The organism is Streptomyces sp. NPDC055078 (assembly GCF_053607985.1).
Genome location: NZ_JBSGUP010000976.1, coordinates 1 through 2,146, shown reverse-complemented (window position 1 = coordinate 2,146; position 2,146 = coordinate 1). Strand labels below are relative to the sequence as shown.

Annotated in this window: 1 protein-coding gene; it reads right to left on the bottom strand. The window is 74.2% G+C overall.

All coding sequences use genetic code 11. The annotated features are described in order from the left end of the window. Positions 1 to 98 precede the first annotated feature (98 nt). Positions 99 to 1,826, bottom strand: coding sequence for a DUF4153 domain-containing protein (locus ACWF94_RS39305; protein ID WP_453499902.1), 1,728 nt, complete (start codon positions 1,824 to 1,826; stop codon positions 99 to 101). Positions 1,827 to 2,146 lie beyond the last annotated feature (320 nt).

Here is a 2,146-nt window from a genome sequence, read left to right as displayed (position 1 = left end):
GGGCCGGCCGTACGGATCGGGCGCCCGCATCAGTACGCGGGCAAGTACACGCGTACAGGTACACGTACGGGTACGGGTTACGGGCCGGCGGGACCCCGCTACGGGCGGATCTCGCCGTCCGGCTCCTCCTCGCCGTCCGGCCCGGACCCGCCCCAGCCAGGGGTGGCGTCCCCGTCGTACGGGCCACGCTCCCCGTCGACCGACCCGCGATCCCAGCAGCTGTATCCATGGTCGACGGGCGGCCGGTCCGTGAGGATCTCCCGCGCCCTGGACTCGCCCCAACTGGTGGCGTACCAGGGCTTGTCCTCGTCGGCGAGATCGTCGGCGATACCCCTGAGGGCGCAGGAACGCAGTGGCTCGGGCAGCTTGTCGAGGGCCGGTACGGCATCGGCCGACAGCGTCCGGAAGTAGCTGATGTCGACTTTTCCGGTGCGCTCGAAGCGCTGGACGTTCCGCTCGGCCACCAGGGCGTCCGGCGAGAGGAGGCCGAATCCCAGGACGGCGGCGGCGCCGCTCGCGGCGACCGCACGGGGCAGCCACTTCGCCCCGAAGACCCCGGCTGCCATGATCAGAACAAGCACAAGACCCAGCCACAGCTCCATCGCGGCCACCGAGATCCGCAGCCGGGTGAGGCCGTACGCGTCGACGTACAGGTCCATCCGCCGGAGCGCGGAGGCCACCACGACCAGGGTGAGCAGGCACAGCGGGCCGAGGACGCCCCGGACGAGGGTGCGGTCGCGGGGGTCCGCGCGCGGCGCCCAGCGCAGCGCGATGGCGATCACGACCAGCGTCAGCAGGGTCGCCCCCAGGAGCTGCCAGAAGCCCTGGCGGGCGTACTGGGCATAGGTCTGCCCCGTCTCCGCGAGCACCCGGTCGTAGCCGCCGAAGGACACGGCCAGCTGGACCGCGATGAAGGCGGCGAAGAGCAGGTCGAGCACGATCAGCGGCAGCGCCCACTCCCAGCGGGCCCGGGCCCGTCCCGCGCGGATCGGCAGCCGGTCCCACCGCAGCGGCGCCGCGGCGGTGTGCGCGGCGGCCAGCGCGCCGACGAGTCCGAGCAGGAAGAGGAAGAAGCGCCAGGGTCCGTCGGCCACCGAGACGTCCGGGGCGAGCCCGCCGAGAAGATCGGCGAAGGCCGCGTCCGCGCCCGCGAACAGCGCGCCGAAGACGGTCAGCAGGACCACGGCCACCACGGTCGTGCGGACCACGGGACCCCAGCGGCCACGGGTCTGCTCGGCGCGCTCACGCAGCCCCCGCCCGGCCCACACCATGCCCAGGACGAGCGAGTTCAGCAGCCCGACCGAGCCGAGCAGTACGCCCGGCCAGGTACGGCCGCCGTGGAGGGCGAGGGACCCCGCCCCCAGCGCCGCGACGACGGCGAGGAACGTCGGCCAGCCCGCGTCCCGCAGCGCCGGCACGATCAGCAGCGCGAGCCCGCCCGCCGCCCATACCCAGGTCCATGGGCGCGACCTGCGGCCCGCCGCCCGCGCGGCGAAGGACGCGGCGAGAGCGGCGGCCATGGCCACGATCAGCAGATTCAGGCCAAGGCCGTCGCCCAGCAGAAGCGCGCTCAGCACACCGGTGGCCAGGGCGGACCAGAGGGTCGCCACTCTCACGGCTGCCGGAGTCCGGGCGCGTACCGGCGACTCGGTCTTCGGCCGGCGCTGTCCGGGTGCCGCCCAGGGGTCGGCCCCGGCTCTCGACCGCTCCGGCGGCGGAGCCTTGTCCCCGCTCTCTTCCGGCTCTTCCGGGCCCTGCTCGGGCCCGGAAGCCGATGGCTCCGCAGGTCGTACGTCTGGCACGGGTCCCCCTCCCAGCCGGGACATACCGGGCGCGGCAGCGCGCGGCGGCTGTCCGGAATCCTGTTCACGCCCACCCCGGGACGACCGGAATGATGATCAGTCCGGCGTGCGTGACGGTCAGGCTAACGGCGGGCAGGCACCGGGAGACTCACTCGGTGCACGGCTGAATCAGGACCGTGACAGTCGGCCCCCGGGAAACGCGCGGTGCGCGGAGCGGCGGCGGCGCCTGCGGCGTTCAGCCGTTACGGCGCGGGCGGTGGCGCCGCGGCGCCGATCAGGGCCTCGCAGCCCTGCCTGCGACGTTCATGCGGCGTTCAGCCGTTACGGCGCGGGCCCTTCGGCAC